General features: G+C 63.7%; 16 protein-coding genes. 11 read left to right on the top strand and 5 right to left on the bottom strand.

The features are described from left to right. A partial coding sequence (locus tag VNH11_14900) for a hypothetical protein (protein ID HVA47656.1) occupies window positions 1–184 on the bottom strand: 184 nt, incomplete at its 3' end. 176 nt (window positions 185–360) lie between these two features. On the opposite strand from VNH11_14900, the gene VNH11_14895 reads away from it, so the two are divergent. From VNH11_14895 to VNH11_14860, 8 genes are all read left to right on the top strand, one after another. Beyond that, on the top strand, window positions 361–1,395 hold the full coding sequence (locus VNH11_14895) for an ATP-binding protein (GenBank protein HVA47655.1): 1,035 nt from the start codon (window positions 361–363) through the stop codon (window positions 1,393–1,395). Window positions 1,396–1,720: 325 nt separating this feature from the next. Further along, window positions 1,721–2,029, top strand: coding sequence for an NAD(P) transhydrogenase subunit alpha (locus tag VNH11_14890; GenBank protein ID HVA47654.1), 309 nt, complete (start codon window positions 1,721–1,723; stop codon window positions 2,027–2,029). Further along, window positions 2,026–3,552, top strand: coding sequence for an NAD(P)(+) transhydrogenase (Re/Si-specific) subunit beta (locus tag VNH11_14885; GenBank protein HVA47653.1), 1,527 nt, complete (start codon window positions 2,026–2,028; stop codon window positions 3,550–3,552). The genes VNH11_14890 and VNH11_14885 overlap by 4 nt, the downstream gene beginning before the upstream one ends. A 43-nt stretch (window positions 3,553–3,595) precedes the next feature. Further along, on the top strand, window positions 3,596–4,261 hold the full coding sequence (locus tag VNH11_14880; protein ID HVA47652.1) for an ApaLI family restriction endonuclease: 666 nt from the start codon (window positions 3,596–3,598) through the stop codon (window positions 4,259–4,261). After that, the gene (locus VNH11_14875; protein HVA47651.1) at window positions 4,245–5,507 is read left to right on the top strand and encodes a DNA methyltransferase; all 1,263 of its coding nucleotides are present in this window, start codon (window positions 4,245–4,247) and stop codon (window positions 5,505–5,507) included. The genes VNH11_14880 and VNH11_14875 overlap by 17 nt, the downstream gene beginning before the upstream one ends. Before the next feature lie 160 nt (window positions 5,508–5,667). Then, window positions 5,668–8,469 carry a PSD1 and planctomycete cytochrome C domain-containing protein gene (locus VNH11_14870; protein ID HVA47650.1) on the top strand — a complete coding sequence of 934 codons (2,802 nt, stop codon included), beginning with the start codon at window positions 5,668–5,670 and terminating at the stop codon, window positions 8,467–8,469. Between the two features lie 85 nt (window positions 8,470–8,554). After that, window positions 8,555–10,969 carry a DUF1549 and DUF1553 domain-containing protein gene (locus tag VNH11_14865; protein HVA47649.1) on the top strand — a complete coding sequence of 805 codons (2,415 nt, stop codon included), beginning with the start codon at window positions 8,555–8,557 and terminating at the stop codon, window positions 10,967–10,969. Further along, window positions 10,959–12,431 (top strand): DUF1501 domain-containing protein, encoded by a 1,473-nt coding sequence (locus VNH11_14860; protein ID HVA47648.1) that lies wholly within the window; start codon window positions 10,959–10,961, stop codon window positions 12,429–12,431. The genes VNH11_14865 and VNH11_14860 overlap by 11 nt, the downstream gene beginning before the upstream one ends. 21 nt (window positions 12,432–12,452) lie before the next feature. Here the strand turns inward: VNH11_14860 and VNH11_14855 are convergent, their stop codons facing one another. The 4 genes from VNH11_14855 to VNH11_14840 all read right to left on the bottom strand — a co-directional run bounded on the left by VNH11_14855 (window position 12,453) and on the right by VNH11_14840 (window position 16,750). After that, window positions 12,453–13,463: an LOG family protein gene (locus VNH11_14855; GenBank protein HVA47647.1), complete on the bottom strand. Its 1,011-nt coding sequence runs from the start codon at window positions 13,461–13,463 to the stop codon at window positions 12,453–12,455. Window positions 13,464–13,621: 158 nt separating this feature from the next. Continuing rightward, window positions 13,622–14,926, bottom strand: coding sequence for a DUF1501 domain-containing protein (locus VNH11_14850; protein ID HVA47646.1), 1,305 nt, complete (start codon window positions 14,924–14,926; stop codon window positions 13,622–13,624). A 133-nt stretch (window positions 14,927–15,059) separates the two neighbouring features. Then, a complete protein-coding gene (locus VNH11_14845; GenBank protein HVA47645.1) occupies window positions 15,060–15,755 on the bottom strand; it encodes a DUF1326 domain-containing protein in 696 nt (231 codons plus the stop codon). A 77-nt stretch (window positions 15,756–15,832) separates the two neighbouring features. Further along, window positions 15,833–16,750 (bottom strand): hypothetical protein, encoded by a 918-nt coding sequence (locus tag VNH11_14840; protein ID HVA47644.1) that lies wholly within the window; start codon window positions 16,748–16,750, stop codon window positions 15,833–15,835. A gap of 431 nt (window positions 16,751–17,181) precedes the next feature. Here VNH11_14840 and VNH11_14835 point away from each other — a divergent pair, with 431 nt between their 5' ends. From VNH11_14835 to VNH11_14825, 3 genes are all read left to right on the top strand, one after another. After that, window positions 17,182–17,586: a BlaI/MecI/CopY family transcriptional regulator gene (locus VNH11_14835; GenBank protein HVA47643.1), complete on the top strand. Its 405-nt coding sequence runs from the start codon at window positions 17,182–17,184 to the stop codon at window positions 17,584–17,586. Further along, window positions 17,583–17,909: a hypothetical protein gene (locus VNH11_14830; protein HVA47642.1), complete on the top strand. Its 327-nt coding sequence runs from the start codon at window positions 17,583–17,585 to the stop codon at window positions 17,907–17,909. Before VNH11_14835 ends, VNH11_14830 begins: the two co-directional genes overlap by 4 nt. An 88-nt stretch (window positions 17,910–17,997) precedes the next feature. Next, window positions 17,998–19,116, top strand: a complete 1,119-nt coding sequence (locus VNH11_14825) for a HEAT repeat domain-containing protein (protein HVA47641.1) — start codon at window positions 17,998–18,000, stop codon at window positions 19,114–19,116. Window positions 19,117–19,301 lie beyond the last annotated feature (185 nt).

Raw genomic sequence — 19,301 nt, 5'->3', positions numbered from 1 at the left:
AGTTGCCGTCTACCATTTCCGCACCCCTGATGATTGGGCCGAATGCCAGGCTGCTGAGCCGGCGCCGCTCGTCCTGTCGATCGAACTCGATCTGGTGGCTACCGTTGAAATCAACGCTTCCGGGCTCTCGGCCGAGGAAGTCGCCGCGCGCGCCTGGATCGAGGCGGTGGGGCGTCGCCGGCAAGCGAAGCTCATCGAGCCGAACGCCCCGACCGTGATTATCGAAGCGGAAGTCGACCCGCTCCGCCAGTCCGAATATATTCGCGAGGCGCCGCGTGCTTTGCCGATTGGCAGCTTGCGGCCGAAGGCGGCCGACCCGAATCGCGCACGAGCACGCTGTGGGTGCCCGAAACCCGGCGAATGCTCGTGGCGCCGGGCCGGTGGGCCGAGTTTGCCCATGAGGCGACCCGCTTCTATCGCTTGCCCGACGGCGGATGCCGAGTGCTGGGCATCGAGCGCTGGCATGATATGGGCAGGGGCGGATTCAGCGTGCGGCTCTTCGCCCCGCGCTCGCAGGAGAAAGAGGTGGGCCGCGAATTCTCGGCCCTGCTGGCGCGGATGGAGAGGTCGCATTATCTCGAAGGGCAGGTCATCCAGCCCGACGCGGAGATTGTCGCAGATTTGACCCCCTGCGGTTGGGACGACGTGGCGCTCGATCCCGGCGTGCGCCAGGCGATCGAGCAGAACACGGTCGAGGTCATCCGTCGCCGCGAGTCGTTCAAGCGCCTGGGCGTGCCGCTGAAGCGGGGCATTTTGCTGTATGGTCCGCCCGGCACCGGCAAAACGCTGGTGGCCAAGGTGCTGGCCGGACTGAAGCTGGCGACGTTTGTGTATGCGACCGCCGCCGACATGAGCCGGCTCAATGAACTGCGGAGCGTCTTCGAGCTGGCCCGAAAGCTGGCGCCCACGATCGTCTTCATGGAAGACCTCGACTTCTTCGCGGCGGAGCGGACGCACTGGAGAAGCGGCGTGCTGGGCGAAATCCTGGCGCAGCTCGACGGCTTCGAAAACAACGACGGGGTGATTTTCATCGCCACGACGAACGACTTGGAAGCGATCGACCCGGCCATCCGCGAGCGGCCCAGCCGCTTCGACGTGGTGTTGTACCTCGGGCTGCCGGCGCGCGACGCGCGGCGAAGAATTCTGGCCCGTAATCTGCCCGGCGGCAGCGCCGACGAACGGTTGCTCGACGAAGCCGCCGTTGCCACCGACGGGCTGTCCGGCGCCCAGGTGCGCGAGGTCGTCTTCCTGGCGTTGCAGCGAGCGGTGTTGCGCGACGCGGGCGATGCGGACGGGCAATTGAGTTTGAACGCCGACGATCTGATGCGCGCGGTTGCGCGGCTGCGAGGGAATCGTGAAGCCATCATCGGGTTCGGCAGGGCGGGAGCCGCTTGATTTGCGAGCTTTTCAGCACCAATTGGCCGCCTTCTGCCGCCGGGACGCGGCGGCAGAAGGCGGGCCGCGCGAAACGGGTAAAAAGCGGTTGGCGCGGTTCGGCCTCTGGCGTTCAATCAGCGCTCGACGGGGGCAAGCCCCGATCGTGGCGGGAACAAAGCTGGAAACAAACCCCACTTGAATTCGCCGCGTGGGCCGCCCCGGCTTCGACACGGGCAAGAAACCGTGAAGCCCTTGCGAATCCGCCCCTATCAAGATAGCATTCGCAAATCGTGGAACAAAGAAGCTCCGGTTCGCCGGCATCCCTCATCCCTCATCCTTCACCATGGCCACCGACCTGACCGCCTTCCTGCAAATGTACGTGTTTGTGCTGGCGGGGTTCGTCGGCTTCCAGGTCATCACGCGCGTGCCGCCGCTTTTGCACACGCCGCTGATGTCGGCCACCAACGCCATTTCGGGCATTTCGCTGGTCGGCTCGCTGGTCATGGCGGGCCGCGGTAGCGGGCATACCGCCAGCACAATCTTGGGCTTTATCGCCGTCACGGCCGCCATGATCAACGTGGTCGGCGGGTTCATGATCACCGACCGCATGCTGAAAATGTTCAAGCGCCAGGAACCGAAAGCGAAACCGTGAGTCTGGCCGTGCTGTGCAGTCTGTTCGCCGAAACCAGCGGCCCGGCCTCGGCCGGTCCGCGCGTGCTGCTGACGCAAGTGTCGTATCTGGCGGCGTCGGTGCTGTTCATCTTCGGGCTGAAAGGTCTCACCAACCCCGCCAAGGCCCGACGCGGCATGCAACTCGCCGCGCTGGGCATGGCCGTGGCCGTCGTGGGCACGCTGATCGACGCTCAGATCGTCACCTACGGCTGGATTGTCGCCGGCATGATCCTCGGTTCTGCCATCGGCGCGGCCATCTCCATCTGGATGCCGATGACCGCCGTGCCGCAACGCACCGCCATCTCTCACGCCTTCGGCGCCTTGGCGGCCACGATGGTCGGCATCGCGCACTTTCACGAACCCGCCACGGTGCCGCCGGCCGCCATCAATCCGCCCGTCGTGGCGGCCACAACTTTGGCCCCGCCACCGGCCGCGGAAACCCACGCGATCGGCCGCGTCGAAATGGCGGCGCTCGGCTTCGAGGTGCTGTTCGGCTCGCTCACCATCACCGGCAGCTTCATGGCCTTCGGCAAGCTGCAAGGCTTCGTCCCCAGCCAGCCAATCACCTACAAGGGCCAGAACGCATCGAACATCTCGATGTTCGTCGTCGGCTTTTTGCTGTTCGTCTACCTCACGCTCAACCCCGACGGGAATCTAAGCGGGACCTGTTTCTATCTGATGATTGCGCTAGGTCTGGCGGTCGGCGTGCTGATCGTGCTGCCGATCGGCGGCGCGGATATGCCCGTGGTGATTTCGCTGTTGAACTCCTACGCCGGCCTGGCTTCGTCGGCCACCGGGTTCGCGCTGGACAACAGCGTGTTGATCATCGCCGGCGCCCTCGACGGCGCCAGCGGCTTTCTGCTCTCGATCTTGATGAGCAAGGCCATGAACCGCTCGTTCACCAACGTGCTGTTCGGCGCCTTTGGGGCGAGCGACGCGGCGGCAGGCCCGGCGGCATCGACCGAGGGCTTGACCGTGCATTCCATCTCGGTTGACGATGCCGCCTTGCAATTGGCATACGCGCGGCTGGTGATCGTCGTACCCGGCTACGGCATGGCGGTGGCACAGGCGCAGCATCAGGTGCGCGAGCTGGCCGAGCTGATCGAAAAGCGCGGCGGCGACGTGAAGTATGCCATTCACCCGGTGGCGGGCCGCATGCCGGGTCACATGAACGTGCTGCTGGCGGAAGCCAACGTGCCTTACGACCGCCTTTACGACATGGACGACATCAACAACGAGTTCGGCCGGGCCGACGTGGCGTTGGTCATCGGGGCCAACGACGTGGTGAATCCGGCCGCCCGAAACGACGCCTCGAGTCCCATCTACGGCATGCCGATCTTGAACGCCGATCAGGCCCAGCGGGTCATCGTGTTGAAGCGGAGCATGAACCCCGGTTTTTCGGGCATCGAGAACGAGCTGTTCTACAACCCCAAGACGGCGTTGCTGTTCGGCGACGCCAAGAGTTCGCTCACGCAGTTGGTTTCGGCGGTCAAGAACGTATAGAGCGTCCGGCCGCCGGCTGCGTTTTTCCCTATGGGTTCGGTCGATGGAGAAACGGAAGCACGAGGTGAGCAAAAAGAGGCCGACAGGAATTGAAGAGGCGATTCGGCTCGCTGCGCGCGAATATGGTGACAAGCTGAAGAAAGCCATTGACCAGCGGATGGTCGAAATGAAGGAAGACGACAGATCGCATTTCTTGATCTACCAAGTGCTCGGAATCGGCGATCAGGAAGGTCGGTTGGTGGACGAGTACCAAAACAAGGGCCGTTTCGTCTATAAGTACGCCGGCTCGTTTCTGGAGGAAGTGGCGAAGCTCTGCTTTCTTGAAAAGTACTCCGATGCACGATCTGCTCAAGTCCCGAATACCAAAGGTCGGCGCCCGAAGAGGTTTGGAATCGATTGCCTGATCGGTTCGGAAGCAATCGAGATCAAGTGGCGGGATGCAACCACGGATGGCGACCATATTTTGAAAGAGGAGGCGCGCATCGAGGCAATCGTCGATGCCAAGTACGTGCCGATTCGCGTCATGTTCTATTACCCGAACCGCGAACAAGCAATCCGAATCCAAAGGACCCTTGAGAAGGTTTATAAGGGCGTAAACGGCCAATACTACTATGGCGATGCTGCTTGGCGGTACGTGAAGAGCAGGACCGGCGTTGACCTTCTTAAGATCCTCACCAAGTTAGCGCGAGAAAATGCACCAAAAAGCTGATATCGATGTCCTCCTCGGGGATTGCTTGCCCATTCTGCAGGGAATGCAAAGCGACGCGGTGCGCATGGTATATCTCGATCCACCCTTTTTCACGAACAAGGTGCATCGCCTTAGCCCGCGAGATCGATCCAGGGAGTTCTCGTTTGAGGATCTTTGGTCCACCGCGCGCGAGTACGGCAAGTTTTTGTTCGAGCGCTTGTTGGAAATGCACCGCATCCTCTGCGAGGACGGCTCGCTCTTCTTTCATTGCGACCGAAACGCCGTTCACCTGGTCCGCGCCCTGCTGGACGACGTCTTCGGTTCCGAGAACTTCCGGTCGGAGATTATCTGGCACTATCGCAGATGGTCCAACTCGCAACGAGGGCTATTGCCGGCGCACCAAACCATCCTCTACTACACAAAGACGGACGCCTACACTTTCAACGAGGAGTTCACCGACTACTCGCCCGCCACCAACGTCGACCAAATCCTTCAGCGCCGGTCTCGCGACGCCTCGAACAAATCCGTATACCAGCGCGACGAGCAAGGTGAAGTGGTCCTGAACGGCGCCAAGCGCGGCGTGCCCTTGAGCGACGTGTGGGACATCCCGTTCTTGAACCCAAAAGCAAAGGAACGCGCGGGCTACCCCACGCAAAAGCCGCTGCTGCTCCTGGAGCGAATCCTTCGTCTGGCAACGAACGAAGGCGATCGCGTGCTCGATCCATTTTGCGGCAGCGGAACCACCTTGGTTGCCGCTCAGTCTCTTAACCGCGCCGCCGTTGGAATTGACGTTTCAGAAGATGCCGTGGAGCTGAGCCGCAAGCGACTGGAGAACGCGACTCGCAGCCACTCGCGTCTTCTCGAAGTCGGCCGCGACGCCTACCGAAACGCCGATGACGCGGCTCTGGCGATGTTGCAGGGGTTGGACTTTGTGCCCGTGCAGCGAAATAACGGGATCGACGCAATACTGAAAGAGGAGTTCGATGGCACTGCCGTGACCGTACGAGTTCAGCGAAACAGTGAAACAGTGCTGGATGCGGCTCAGAAGCTCTCGGCGGCTTCGTCCGGCAAAGGCGCCAAGCTGATGATCGTGGTCGCCCGGTCGAGAAGCGGTGGTTTTAATTTTGCCGCCGAACTGCCGCCTCGAGTGATCGCGATTGAGTCCCCGGCCTTGGCCATTCGCGAACATCTCAGCAAACTCAAGGCATCGGCTGGACCAGCGGTCGGTGACACTGACCTCGTTGTGGCGTCGAACAACAAGAGCTAGAATGGCGTTTGCACGGAATGTGCAGCGGTCGCGGGGTGGTGTGCGTGGCGATCGGCTCGTTGCCCTGCCTTGTTAGTCCAGGCTTGCTCTCAGCGGCCCTCTCGTCGGCCATGCTGAAAGCCGGGCCTGGATCTCACCCGATAATAGAACGACTCGCATCATGCGTTTGCCCCGCTGGTGGCTCGCCGCTTGGATCTTGATCTTTGCCGCACCCTCGGCGCCAGCAGCGGTGTGGGCTGGCGATCGGCCCGCCGGCGATGAGGCGGACAGCGAATTCTTCGAACGAAAAATCCGGCCGCTGCTCGTGCAGCGCTGCTACGCTTGCCACGGCCGAGGGCGGAAGAAGGGCGGACTGAGTCTCGAAAGCCGCGAGACCATGCTGGCCGGCGGCGATAGCGGCACGGCGGTGGCGCTGGGCAAGCCCGACGAAAGCCTGCTGATCGAAGCGGTCGAGTACGCCGGCGATGTCCAAATGCCTCCCAGCGGCAAGCTCGCGGCCGAAGAGATCGACGCGCTCAAACAGTGGCTGGCAGGGGGCGCGCCCTGGCCCGCCGGACCGGCCGATGCCGCGTCCATGCGTTCCAACGGAACCATCACCCAAGCCGATCGGCAGTTCTGGTCGTTTCAGCCGGTCCGCGATCCGCAGCCCCCCGCGGTGCGTCAGGCCGACTGGCCGCGCAGGCCGCTCGATCACTTTGTGCTCGCTCGCTTGGAGGCCGAGGGCTTGCAGCCGGTATGCGAAGCCGACCGCCGCACTTTCATTCGCCGCGCGACGTTCGATCTGATCGGCCTGCCGCCGACCGCCGAAGAGGTTGAGGCGTTCGCAGCCGATGAGCGGCCCGACGCCTACGAGCGATCGATCGAGCGGCTGCTCGATTCGCCCCATTATGGCGAACGCTGGGCGAGGCACTGGCTCGACGTGGCCCGCTTCGGCGAAGACCAGGCGCATACCTTTCAAGCGCGTCTCTACACCAGCGGCTATCGCTATCGCGATTGGGTGATCGAGGCGTTCAATCGCGACCTCCCCTTCGATCGCTTCGTGACCGAGCAGATTGCCGGCGACCTGATCGATGACGCGGGCGGCGACCGCACCAGCCGTCTCGCAGCGTTGGGTTTCTTCGCCCTCGGCCCCGTCTACTACGCCGACAATGCCTGCGGCGCCAAAGCCAAGCTGGACGAGTACGACGACCGCGTCGATACGCTGGCCCGCGGCTTTCTCGGACTGACCGTCGCTTGTGCCCGTTGCCACGATCACAAGTTCGACCCGATTTCGATGCGCGACTATTATTCGCTGGCCGGCATCATCGCCAGCAGCGACTATTACGAAGCGCCGCTCGCGCCGGCAGACGTTGTTGCCCGCTACGATGCCGCCCAGGCAAAGGTCAAGCAGGCCGAAGAGGAGTTGAAAGAGGCCCGCGCGTTGGAAAGCCGCAATCTCAGCGAATCGTTCGCGCCGCAAACGGCCAGGTATCTGGTCGCGGTTTGGAGGCTCGAAAACCGACGCAAGGTGGACCCGCAGAGCAAGCTGTCCGCGATGGCGGAAGACGCCGATCTGAACGAAGCCGTTTTGGAGCGCTGGCAGCGGCATTTGGCGGCCGACCGCCAGGCGAAGCATCCGTTGTTGGCGGCCTGGCGCGAGTTGCTGGCTCGTCAAGATTCGTCAAAAGACCTGTCGGCCGACCCCGCCGCGCTGGCCGAAGCCGAGCAAGCAGCCAAATGGGTGCAAGCGATTGCCGTGCTGGCGGTCAATCAGCGGCGCATGGTGGAGGAGCAATACGCCGCTCACCTGGCCATGCTCAAAGAAGGCGAGCCGCGGCCTGAGAAGCCGGATCTGGAGAAATCGGCTGCCGACATCCTCAAGTATTTTGTCGACGACCGCAACGCTCCGCTGGCACCGCCGAAAGAACTGGTCGAAAAGCTGCTGCCCGAAGAGGGCCGCAAAAAGCTGGCCACGATGCAGGCTGCGATCGAAGAATTGAAGAAAGCGGTTGGCGAAAAATATCCGATCGCGCACAGCCTGAAGGAGGGCCAGGCCGCCAATATGCCCATTCACCTCCGCGGCAGCCCGACCGACTTGGGCGACGAGGCGCCGCGCGGTTTTCTGGCGGTGCTTTCGCCGGCCGATGCGAGACCGTTCGAACAAGGCAGCGGCCGGTTGGAGTTGGCCCGGGCCATCGCCGACCGCAACAATCCGCTCACCGCGCGGGTGTTCGTCAATCGCGTCTGGCAGCAGCATTTCGGCCGCGGCATCGTCGGCACGCCGAGCAATTTCGGCTTGCTGGGCGAACGTCCTACGCACCCGGAGTTGCTCGATTACCTGGCCAGCCGCTTCATCGCCTCCGGCTGGTCGATCAAAAGTCTGCAGCGCGAGATCATGCTTTCGGCCACGTATCGTCTGGCTTCCACCTGGCAGGCGGCGCAGTACGAACGCGACCCCGACAACCGCTTTTATTGGCGCATGAACCGGCGGCGGCTCGACGTGGAGTCCTGGCGCGACGCCCTGCTGGCCGCGTGCGGCAACCTGGATCCGGTGATGGGCGGGCCGTCGCAGAAGCTCGACGATGCGAGCAACCGGCGCCGCACGCTCTATGCGGCCGTGAGCCGGCACGAGCTGAATCCGGTGCTGCGGCTGTTCGACTTTCCCGATCCGAATCTGACCAGCGAACGGCGTGTCATCACGACCGTGCCGATGCAGCAGTTGTTCGTGCTCAACAGCGAGTTCATGATCGGGCAAGCGAAAACGCTCGCTGCCCGACTGCTGCGGGAGCCTTCGTCGGAAGACGCCCGTGTCGAGCGCATTTACCGATGGGTATTCGGCCGGCCGCCGCGCGAGCGTGAACGCCAACTGGCGCGCGAGTTCCTGGCCGGCACGTCGGTCGTCGCCGGCGCGGTGAAGCTCTCGCCCTGGGAGCAATATGCCCAGGCGCTTTTGGGCAGCAACGAGTTTGTTTTCGTCGATTGACAGTCGTGTACACTAGCTGGCCAGTCGTTTGCCAGGATTGCTGGGTCCTGCCGAGACTGGATAGACTTTGGGTGTCTTGCTTCGCGTGCTTTGCTTCGCGTGCTTTGGGCGTCGTGCTTCGCGTCTTTTGCTTCGCGTCTTGCTTCGCGTCGCGCGCGCGGGCCTTGCTTCGCGACTACGCGACGCGCGTGTCGCTGGCGTCACTGCAAGCGCTACCCGCTTGCCCAGTTTTCCGCTACAATCAGGAGTTATTGTTGATGTCGTGATTCCCCACTCGGCGTGTACCGGGAGAAGTTCTGTGCCTCTAGTGCGACTTAAGCCAGCAGCCGCGTTGACGGTTTTCGCCGCACTTCTCGCGGGGACGGCCGGCAACTTGGCGCGGGCTCACGAACCGGCCGCATTTAACCACGGCGACTGGCCTTTTCGGCCGCCCGAACGGCCTGCCCTACCCGACGTTTCCAAATCGTCCTGGATCGTCAACCCGATTGACCGGTTCATTCTGGCTAAACTCGAAGCAGCCGCGATGCACCCCAGCGCACCGGCCGATAAGCTGACACTGTTGCGTCGCGTGTCGTTCGATCTCGTGGGCCTGCCCCCCACGCCCGATGAACAGGCGGCGTTCATCGCGGACGAGCGGCCCGACGCTTTCGAACGCGTGGTCGATCGGTTGTTGGCCTCGCCGGCCTTCGGCGAACGTGCGGCCCAATACTGGCTCGATCTGGTCCGCTATGCCGAGACCGACGGCTTCAAGGCCGACGAGCTGCGTCCCAACGCCTATAAGTACCGCGACTTCGTGATTCGCGCTTTCAACGACGATCTTCCCTACGATCGCTTCGTGTCGTGGCAGCTTGCGGGCGACGAGCTCGATTCCGACAATGTGCTGGCGCTGGCGGCGACGGGCTACAACCGGCTTTATCCTGACGAGTACAACGCGGCCAATCTCGAGCAGCGGCGGCAGGAGATTCTCGACGACATCACGGGCACCACGTCGCTTGCCTTCCTGGGACTGACGATGGGCTGCGCTCAGTGCCACGACCACAAATACGACGACATCGCCCAGGCCGATTACTTCCGCTTGCAAGCGTTCTTCGCGCCGCTGGTTCCGCACGATGTGCCCGATGCTTCGCCCGAAGAGCTTACCCGCTACCGCAGTCAACTGGCCGCCTGGGAGGAGGCCACGGCCGAGGTCCGCGGTGAGATTGAGCGGCTGCTGGCTTCCAAGCGTCAGCAACAGCGGGAATACCTGCTGGGAAAGTTCCGCGCCGAGATTCGCCAGGCGGTGGCCCTGCCCGAAAACGAGCGGACGCCCTACCAGGAGCAGATCGCCCGCATGGCACTGAAGCAGGCGGAACCGAAAGAAAGCGATCTGGCTGCCAAGCTGCCGGCCGAAGACAAGCAACGCTACCAAGAGCTGCAAGCCAAGCTCAAAGAGTTCGACTCTCTGCGGCCCGAAGCGCTGGGCAGCGTAATGGCCGTGAGCGATGTGGGCCCCTCCGCGCCGGTCATACGGCTGCTGGAGGGTGGCGCGTGGCACAAACCGGCCGAGGAGCTGACGCCCGGCTTTCCCGCGTTTTTGGGCGATGCGGCCGCCTCGATCAGCTCGCGCGCCGGCGGCGCAAGCACCGGCCGGCGGGCTGCGTTGGCCGATTGGCTCACGCGGCCCGACCACCCGCTCACATCGCGGGTGATCGCCAATCGGCTTTGGCAACAGCATTTTGGCATGGGCATCGTGCCGACGGCGAACGATTTTGGCGCACAGGGCGAGCCGCCGACGCACCCTGAGTTGCTCGACTGGCTGGCTTCGGAGTTGGTGCGGCATGGCTGGAGCCTGAAGCACCTGCATCGGTTGATGGTTACTTCGGCGAGCTACCGGCAGGCATCGCGTGTCGATCCATCTCAGACGGAGACGGCGGCGGCCATTGAGCGTGATCCTCAGAACCGGCTTCTTTGGCACACCCGGCGAAGGCGGCTGGAGGGCGAAGCGATTCGCGATGCGATGCTTGCCGTCAGCGGTGAGTTGAACCCGCGGATGTTCGGGCCCAGTGCGCGGCCCGATCTGCCCGAAGGTCTGAGCAAGACCTACGCCTGGACCGCCGACGAACAGGTCGGCGATCGTCAGCGACGGTCGGTCTATGTGTTCGCCAAGCGCAACCTGCACTATCCCTTGTTCGAGGCGTTCGACCAGCCCGACATGCACCATAGTTGTCCACGTCGCGCGGAAACCACGACCGCGCCGCAATCGTTGTTGCTGCTCAACGGCGAGTTGGCTTCGCAGCAGTCGGCACGCTGGGCGCAACGTCTGCGATCGGAGCACGGCAGCGATTTGCCGGCGCTGGTCAACACCGCTTATCGCCAGGCGTTTGGCAGGCCCGCCGCGCCGGAGGAAGTTGAGGCCGCCGCCCGTTTCATTGGTGCCCAAACTCACGAAGGCCAAGGCGACTCGCTCGCCGATTTCTGCCACGCGCTCATCAATGCCAACGAGTTCATCTATGTCGATTGAGAATTTCCAAAACCAATCCGAGGAAGCGAGGTGGCTGGGGCAAAGCCACCGCATTTTGCCCCATTCGCGCCGCGAATTTCTGCTGAAGGCCGGTGGCGGTCTCGGCGGCCTGGCCCTCACGTCTCTCTTGGCCGACCGCCTCCCCGCCGCAACTTCCAGCGCGCCGAGCAACCCACTGGCCGCGCGCCCGCCGCATTTTGCCGCCCGCGCCAAGAGCGTGATCTGGTGCTTTTTGGACGGCGGTCCAAGCCATATCGACCTGTTCGATCCCAAACCGGAACTAACGCGGCTCGATGGTCAGCCGCTGCCCGGCAGCTTCACGCGGCCGGTGACCGCAATGGGCCGCACGGCCGACACGCCGCTGTTGGCTTCGCGGCGGCAGTTTTCCCAGCACGGCGAGTCGGGCGCGTGGGTCAGCGACTGGTATCCGGAGATCGCCCGGCACGTCGACGAGCTGGCCGTGATCCGAAGTTGCTACGCCGACGGTTTGAACCACGTGGGCAGCGTTTGCCAGATGAACACCGGCAGCGTTCTGGGTGGCCGGCCCTGTCTCGGCTCGTGGTCGATTTACGGTCTGGGCAGCGAAAACGCCGACCTGCCCGGCTTTGTCGTGCTGGCCGATTACCCCGAAGAACCGCCGGGCGGCAACCGCAACTGGGGCACGGGCTTCATGCCCGCCACCTATCAAGGCACGCGGTTCCGCGAAGGCGAATCGCCCATTCTCTACCTGACGCCACCGGCCGCCGCCGCGCGGCAGCGGGCCAAGCTCGACTTCATCCAGCAGCTCAACCGCCGTCATCAGCAGCAGCGGGCCGAGGACGACCAACTCGAAGCCCGCATCGCGGCGTATGAACTGGCCTATCGCATGCAAGCGGCGGCGCCCGAGGCCGTCGAACTGCGCGAGGAGACCGAAGAGACGCTGCGCCTGTATGGCATCGGCCAGAAGGAGACGGAGCGGATGGGCCGCAACTGTTTGTTGGCGCGGCGGCTAGTGGAGCGGGGCGTGCGGTTCGTGCAGATTTACTCCGGATCGGGCAGCAAGTGGGACGCCCACAGCAACGTCGAGGGGAACCATGCCCGATATTGCCGCGAGAGCGATCGCCCCATCGCCGGCCTGCTGGCCGATCTCAAGCGGCGCGGCCTGCTTTCCAGCACGCTGGTGATCTGGGGCGGCGAGTTCGGCCGCACGCCGATGAGCGAGAGCGGCAACGGCCGCGACCATAATCCTTATGGCTTCACCATGTGGCTGGCCGGCGGCGGCGTGCGCGGCGGCATGACTTACGGTGCCACCGACCCCGTGGGTCTTTATGCGGTGGAAAACAAAGTCCACGTCCATGACCTGCACGCCACGATTTTGCACTTGCTGGGTCTCGACCACCAAGCACTCACCTTCCCGCACAACGGCCAGGAGGAGCGGCTGACGATGGTCAGCGGCCGGGTGGTGAAAGCGATTCTGGCGTGATCGGACCTCGCGCCGCGCGTGCTACACGGCGCCGCGGTTCAGGCAGTCGATCAACTGACGCAAGCGGCCGAGATTGCGGCGGTTGAAACGCATCACCAGCCGCGGCAGCTTTGCCAAGGCCGGGTCGTCCTGCTCCTCGCCCAGCGGCGCGCTGACGACGAACTTGCCGTCATGCACGATGTCTGCGAACTCGTCGTGGATCCGCGCCAGCAACTCCTCGCCGGGGGCCGACTGCAAACGCAGCACCAGCTTGTTCCGCACGTAGCGCATGCTGTGATAGACGCGATAGAACTGCAAAATCTCGCCCACCGCCTCGTCGACGCGGTCGGTCAGCTTATAGAGCGACAGGTCTTCAGGCGCAATCATGCCCCGCGGCAACAATCGGTCGTTGACGAACTGCTGCCAGCCCGACCAAAAGTCGCCCCGCGGCGGGTCGAGAAACACGACCGGCACCATGTCGCGCTTGCCGGTCTGCAAAAGCGTGAGCACCTCCAGCCCTTCGTCGAGCGTGCCAAAGCCGCCGGGCAGCAGGCATACCGCGTCGCACTCCTTCACGAACATCAGCTTGCGGGTGAAGAAATACTTCATGTGGACCAGCTTCGGATCGCCCGCGATCACCGGGTTCGCTTCCTGCTCGAAGGGAAGCATGATGTTCAGGCCCATCGAGTTCTCGCGACCCGCGCCCAGATGACCGGCCTCCATGATGCCGCTGGCCGCCCCCGTCACCACCAGCCAGTTCGCCTCGGCCATCGCCTTGCCGAAGTCCACCGCCTGTTGAAAGGCGGGGTCTTCGGGCCGCGTGCGGGCGGAACCGAAAACCGTCACTTTGCGGCGCGTGCGATAAGGCGAAAAAACCTTGAAGGCGTAGCGCAGCTCGCGCAACGTGCGGCTGAGGATTTTCAGGTCGCCGCGACTGGTCTGATCTTGCAGCAGCTTGTCGGCCGACTCCTTGATCATGCCGATCAGGTCGGCCACGCGGTCCGGCGCGACCGGGTCCATCAGACGCGAGTTTTCGCCGCTCGGCGTGGGCAAGGCCGGATCCGAAACAGGCCCCTCTGCCGCCGATGATTCTGAACTCGTCACTCGATATGCCTCAACCGAAGTCCATGCCGGAAAGGCGGTTCCGCCCGCCACGCCACAATTATAGGGTAGTTTGGCGTTGCAGGACTACATCGATCTGTGGGACGGGCTTACACCAGCTCGTCGATCGGCGCACCGCTTTCCAGCATGGACACCGGGCGACCGGCCTGATTGACGAACTGAATCTTGGGTTCGATGCCGAGAACATGAAACACGGTGGCCATCAGATCCTGCGGCCGGATGGGAGTCGTCTGCGGCACGTCGGCCTTGCTGGCCGATTGCCCGATGACCTGGCCCATGCGTAAACCGCCGCCGGCCAAGGCCAGCGTGCTCAAGGGCGCCCAGTGGTCGCGGCCGGCGTTGCGGTTGATCTTGGGCGTGCGGCCAAACTCGCCCGTGACGACCAGCAGAATCTTGTCGCTCAGCCCGCGGCTGTCAACATCGTCGACGAAGGCCGCCAAGCCACGGTCCAGCTCGGGGCTGCGCCGCTCGAGCGCCTGCTTGATCTGACCGTGCATGTCCCAGCCCCCGTACGAAACCGTGACGAAGCCGCAACCCGCCTCGCACAGCCGCCGGGCGCGCAGCAACTGCTCGCCCAGTCCCTTGCCATAGCGCTCGACGACGTGCGGGTCTTCGCCCTTGGTGTCGAACGCTTTGGCGGCATTGCCCAACACCAGGTCGAACGCCTGCTGCTCGAAGCGGTTCAGTCCTTCCATCAAGGCGTCGTGATCGGCCCGCCGCCTCAGCCGGTCGAGTCCGTCGAGCAGCTCGCGGCGGTCTTGCAGACGCGAATCGGAGACCGCCAGATCCATATTGCGCCGGGCCTGACCCGCGGGATCGAACGGGGCGTAGGCCGGTCCGAGAAAGGACGGACCGTCGGCGGCAATGCCGCCCAAACGCACGTAGGTCGGCATGCCGGTTTCGTGATGGTTCGCGCCGCGCACGCGCGCGGCGATCGAGCCCAGCGAGGGGCGGGTCGGCAGGCCGCCGTTGTCGATCAGCCGGTTGTCGTAACCGGTCATGACGAAATGGGTGCCTCCGCCGTGGCCGCTGTTGGTGTGGGCAAAGGAGCGGACCAGCGCCATCTTGTCGACCACCGAGGCGAGCTTGGGGAACGTGCCGCCGAGCGTGATGCCGGGCAGCTTGGTGCCGACCTCGCCCGTGATGCTGCGGTATTCGGCCGGCGCCGACATTTTGGGGTCGAAGGTTTCGATGTGAGTAGGGCCGCCGCCGAGCCAGACCCAGACCACCGAGGTGTCCTTGACCGCTTTTCCGGCGGCCTTCGCTTCCGCCCGTGCGGCCAGGAGCTGCGGGAGCGAGAGCGCGCCGGCCCCGAGCGTGCCGACTTTCAAGAACTCGCGGCGGGTGGTTCCTTCGCAGTCGCGGTAGTTGCGGTTGAAGAGCACTTGAAGCATGGCAACCTCTCCTGGATTGAGCGTGTGCGGGTGGGTCCGCCGCCCGACCAAATTCGGCAGGCAGAGCTGCCTGTCGGCGGCGCTTCGATTATATCGAAACCCGGCGGAACGCAACAACAATGCTTGATGCGTTCTACTCCGCGAACCTGGCCACGAACGCGCTGCGGGTGCCGGGGTTCGACCAGTGTTCTTTCAGCCCGCGGCCCTGGAAGCCGCCGTCGACCGTGAAGGCCGGCGACGATTTCTCCACCTGGGCCAGCGGCGGATAGAAGACCGCCTCGTTCGTGCAGACGCAATCGCACTTCATGATCTTGCGCGTGGTCAACCGGGCCTCTTTGCCGGCGTCGAGATGAGCCACGCCCTCGGCATGATCGACGTCGATCTTGATCGGCGCCGCGGCCACCCGCACCACGTCGCCCACGACGCGCGGGGCGCGTTTCTTCGCCAGACCGACCAGGGCCTCGCGCTGGGCCGTGTTGGCCCGCTCGTCGACGAGAATCACCGACTTGATCACGTCGGGCGAAACCTCCAGGCCGCCGTCGAAGCCGAGCGTGTCGTTGGCCCGCACGGCCATCACCACGTTCAGGCCGCTCAGATCGATGCCGCCGAAGCTGCCCGACTCGATGTTCCAGGCCAGGATGGCCTCGTGCCCGCCCAGACCGACTTGCGAATTGGCGAAGCAGGGCCCGGTGTAAATGTCGCAGGTGCGCGACTCCAGATAGTTGCCACGCAAGGCGTCCGACTTGGTGCCGGCGTTGGTGTTGCCGCAGATCATCCACGCCGCCGCCACGGCCGCGGCGCCAACGAGAAACAAGGTTCGACGAGCCATTTCAAAAACCCTCCACGGGCAGGGAAAAGAAGCGAAATCAACCCTTGATTGTAACGCGCTGCCCGACACCGTCCAGTCTACTTCGCCTTCACGCCGCTGAGCGGGTGGTTGGTGACGGTGGTCCAAGCGATTTCTTGCAGCAAGCGATTCAGCTTGGGCAACTCTTCGTCGGCCACGCCCTTCAGCGCCGCCGGGGCGGGCAGGCCCACGGGATTGCGGCCATAGATTTGCGCGTAATAGCAATAAGCGACGAGCACCGCCAAGGGTGGCCTGGCGTGGCCGATGGCGTCGGTGAACAGGTCGGTCTGCTTCGTCAGGCCCGGCGCGGCGCCCTCGGCGATCTTCTTGCGCAGCGCCAGCACCGCCTGGCCGACCGGCGCCACGAACACCGCCGGCTTGCCGCCGTATTTCTCATTCAGCGCCTTCACTTGCTCGTCGATGTCGTGGAAGTATTTGTCGTGCTCCTCATCGAGTTTTTTCACGTCGAACTCTTCGCGGTTGGGAGGCGGAACTTTCTCCTTTCTGAAATTGACGTTCGCGTCGAACGGCAGCCAAAACTCTTGCACCAGCACGCGAATGTGCGGGCTTTTTTCCGACGCCAGACGCACGAAGTTTTCGATGCCCTCGTCCGGCAAGAACAACGGGGCGATGGTCAGCACGTCCAAATTGCCCGACTCCAGCGTGGCCTTCGATTTGAACTTGTCGTCGGCCACCTCCCAATGCTGGCTGACGTAGGAGCCGCCGATCGACGACAGCCCAACTTGCTGATGGTCGGCGATGCCCGCCGACTTCGCGACCTGGGCCAGGATGCCTGGCATGAAGACATGGAAGCTGTGTCCGATCGAGTAGATGCGCAGCCCGTGGGGGGCCTCGGCGGCCTTCGCCGGTTCATTGTCGGCGTAAGCGGCCGCGCTGGCGACGCACGCCAAAGCAAGTGCGACGGTAAAACGAGCGACTGCCGTCAATCTCAGCAGGCGGCGAGCGAGTGTGTGCATGGCGGTCCTCACAAGGTGTTTTTCGTGTGGCAAAACTTGGAACCAACCCCGGCCCGAACGTGCGCAATTTGAACCGACCGCGGTCGTCAAAGTCAACTACGCGGCTGCTTGAGCCGGACGCTTTCCGCAAACTTCCGCAAATCGTGGCCTTTGAGCACGGCAGCCAAAAAGTCGGGAAGCCGGTCGGGCGTGCAACCGAAACACGGCACCCCAGCTTGCTGAGCGTCTGGGCCAGATTGGCGTTACGTCATCTTACGATGAGGAACACGATCGGATAGCACAAATCGCAGCGTTCGGGGACGACAGGTCGACCACGTTGGACGACCGCGCCCGATTCGGGCGTAAATCCTGGCTGCCGAACTCTTGCCTATCGAGCGCGGAAGCGATAGACTTACGAGTGCCGTTAATTATTTAACGAAAGGTGGTGTGGAATGGCTCGTCCTCGTTCCGAGACTCTGACGCGGCGTGAAAGCCAGATCATGGAAGCGCTATGGAACGCCGGATCGCTGACGGCGGACGGGGTACGGGCCGTGTTGCCCGACGGGCCGCACGATTCCACGGTGCGAACGTTGCTCCGTATTCTCGAAGCCAAGGGTTATGTCGAGCATGAAGTGCGCGGCAAAGCCTACGTTTATCGCGCAGCCGTGCGGCGAGAGAGGGCGCAGCGCCGCGCGATTCACGGCATGCTCGCGCGCCTCTTTGGCGGCTCCGCCGAAAGCCTCGTTTTGCGATTGCTGGAAGACGAGCAGATCACGCCAGACCAGCTCGATGAAATCCGCAGGTCACACAGTTCCACACGAAAACGGCGCAGCAAGCGCCAGGAAGGTCCGCAATGATTGACCCGTCGCAACTCGCACCCACCGGCGAGGCATTTTTGTCCTACCTTTTCAATTTGGCAACGAAGGCCACGCTCGTATTGACCGCGGCCCTTTGCGTCGATTCCATTCTCGGCCATTGCCTGGAGAGCCCGTGGATGGCTGCTCGTGTTGCCTGCGGCGACGGCCAAGACGGTCGTCGAAGAACCGCGGTGAGACTTTGCCCAGAATCAAACGCCAGCGAATCAGGCTGGACTGATTCTAAGGCGAGCGGGGGCGCGTTACAATGGTTGCATGTCGATCCCCGTAACGTGTTCTTGCGGAAAAAAGCTTTCCGCCCGTGACGACCAGGTGGGCAAGCGGGCCAAATGTCCGCAATGCGGACAGACGTTTGTCATTGCGCCGAATCGTGCGCCTGGCGAAGAACCGGCAATGCCCAGCGGTGCCGCCCAGGCGCCGGCCTACGACGGCAAGCCGCTGGCGTTTTGGCTCGATCTCTTGGCGTCGTCCGACGCATCGGAGCGGCGTAAAGCAGCCGATATTCTGGCGGGCGTGGGGCCTGAGGCGGCCAGCGAGTTGGGCACGTTCGTCCGTTATGGCGAGTCGGAGCACGTGCTGGCGCGACATTGGGCGACCGTTTGCCTGGGCGCCATCGGTCCCGCGGCCAAAGAAGCGCTGCCGGCGCTCTACGCCCGGCTGGGCGACGATCAGCCTTTGGTGCGCGAGAAAGCGGCCAAGGTGATCGAACAGGTGATGCCCGAAGCCCGGCCGTTCGTGCCGCATTTGCTGCGCGGCCTCAACGAAAAGGACGACGACCGTCGCGCGGCGGCGGTGGAGTTGTTTCGCCGCAATCTGCGAACGGCGGGCATCTCGCGGTTCCGTTTTTGGGCCTGCCCCTGCGGTCGCGTTTACATCAAGGTCGATCTCGAACAGCGGCTGCGGCAAATGGCCGATTCGCCGGACGCGGTGAGCTGGGAGGGCAAGCGGTCCTGCCGGCAGTGCGGCGCGCAGTTCGACGACCGCGACATCTACGCCGGCAAGTACGACGTGCCCGAAACACACTGGTCCAGGCTGATGAGCAAGTTCGGCAAGCAGTTGAGCGTGCCGGACGACTTTTTGGACGACACCAAGCAGGACGCCGGCTACCGCATCAGCGATGAGTCCCACGGGAACGATCCGATTTTGACGATGCCGTCGTTGGAGCCGTTCTCGATGGCGTTGGCGGCGCCGGCCTCGATGGAGGGCGACCAGGGATATGCGATTGCGGAAGCGGCGCCGCCGCCCATTTACGGCGCGCTTGGGCCGCGGCGGCAGACGGACGCCGAGCAAGAACGGGTGCCGGGAGCGGTGGTCGGGCAGAGCGGCAAGTATAAATGCACCAGTTGCGGCAAGAAGCGGCTTTCGACGGCGTTGAGCACCAGCGTCGGGCCGGCGCCCGGCCGGGCCAGCGTGGTAATGCAGTTCAAGGCCGGAAAGACGTTCACCGAATGCCCTCAGTGCGGCGAGCTGACCGAGTGGGAATTACTACCGCCCTCCGCGGCAGGCGGTTAAGAAAATGCCTGACATTTCCAAACGTTGGCTGAAACAAAAAGCGGTGGCTGGGGCAGAGCCGCGACTCGTGCCTGGTTCAGCGGTAGCGTGCTGTCGCGGCGATGCCCCGGCAGCGCCACCACCGGGGCATCGCTGGCCGGCTACGTTCTTCGGCGATTGCCGATCGAATCCGGCCAGCTCTGCCC

Source organism: Pirellulales bacterium (genome assembly GCA_035533075.1).
Lineage (GTDB): Bacteria > Planctomycetota > Planctomycetia > Pirellulales > JAICIG01 > DASSFG01.
This window is presented reverse-complemented; position numbering and strand designations above follow the sequence as displayed.

Coding starts and splice junctions, on each gene's coding strand:
- VNH11_14895 (HVA47655.1), top strand. CDS start 361: ATGCTCGTGGCGCCGGGCCGGTGGGCCGAGTTTGCCCATGAGGCGACC.
- VNH11_14890 (HVA47654.1), top strand. CDS start 1,721: ATGGCCACCGACCTGACCGCCTTCCTGCAAATGTACGTGTTTGTGCTG.
- VNH11_14880 (HVA47652.1), top strand. CDS start 3,596: ATGGAGAAACGGAAGCACGAGGTGAGCAAAAAGAGGCCGACAGGAATT.
- VNH11_14875 (HVA47651.1), top strand. CDS start 4,245: ATGCACCAAAAAGCTGATATCGATGTCCTCCTCGGGGATTGCTTGCCC.
- VNH11_14870 (HVA47650.1), top strand. CDS start 5,668: ATGCGTTTGCCCCGCTGGTGGCTCGCCGCTTGGATCTTGATCTTTGCC.
- VNH11_14860 (HVA47648.1), top strand. CDS start 10,959: ATGTCGATTGAGAATTTCCAAAACCAATCCGAGGAAGCGAGGTGGCTG.
- VNH11_14850 (HVA47646.1), bottom strand. CDS start 14,926: ATGCTTCAAGTGCTCTTCAACCGCAACTACCGCGACTGCGAAGGAACC.
- VNH11_14845 (HVA47645.1), bottom strand. CDS start 15,755: ATGGCTCGTCGAACCTTGTTTCTCGTTGGCGCCGCGGCCGTGGCGGCG.
- VNH11_14840 (HVA47644.1), bottom strand. CDS start 16,750: ATGCACACACTCGCTCGCCGCCTGCTGAGATTGACGGCAGTCGCTCGT.
- VNH11_14835 (HVA47643.1), top strand. CDS start 17,182: ATGGCTCGTCCTCGTTCCGAGACTCTGACGCGGCGTGAAAGCCAGATC.
- VNH11_14830 (HVA47642.1), top strand. CDS start 17,583: ATGATTGACCCGTCGCAACTCGCACCCACCGGCGAGGCATTTTTGTCC.
- VNH11_14825 (HVA47641.1), top strand. CDS start 17,998: ATGCCCAGCGGTGCCGCCCAGGCGCCGGCCTACGACGGCAAGCCGCTG.